2 protein-coding genes are annotated in these 494 nt (G+C 64.8%); both read right to left on the bottom strand.

From position 1 onward, the window contains the following. Positions 1-238: RNA polymerase sigma factor (locus ACYPYD_RS16590; protein WP_459664264.1), on the bottom strand; the 238-nt coding region annotated here is incomplete at its 3' end. After that, the coding region (locus ACYPYD_RS16595; RefSeq protein ID WP_459664266.1) for a HEPN domain-containing protein at positions 213-494 on the bottom strand (282 nt) is incomplete at its 5' end. The genes ACYPYD_RS16595 and ACYPYD_RS16590, both read right to left, overlap by 26 nt.

Consider the following 494-nt stretch of genomic DNA (forward strand, 5'->3'; position numbering starts at 1 on the left):
CGTCAAGCGCCTCGTCGATGATGACCAAGGCGTCGCGCAGACAGTTCTGCACGGCCGCGACAGGGACCTTCAGCCGCCTGCCAATCTCGTCATAGGCAAGCTCGTCCACACGGTGGAGCAGGAACACGCTCCGCGTTAGGGGCGGGAGCCGATCCACCGCCTCTCTGTAAACAGCTCGGCACACGGCGCAGATTTGTGCGTCGGCGGTTCGCCTACGACGCACGGCATAGCTCCCCACTAGCGGGCATCGGAAGCTCCAGCTCCATGCTGCAGTTTGCGGCCACCAGCGCGTGGAGGATTTTGGTGCGATTCATCGCCCACGCCAGTTCCTCCCGACTGATACGGTAGCGGCGCCCATAGCGCACCTCGACATAGGCACGGCGGATGCAGCCGAACGCGCGCCGCTCGAATGGCGTTTCGCGCGGCCATGCTTCGCGCAAACTGCCGACCAGCATTTCCGCGCTCTCGCGCAATTCGTCCAGCGCATGGGTGCG

It is taken from the genome of Novosphingobium sp. 11B (assembly GCF_054589055.1).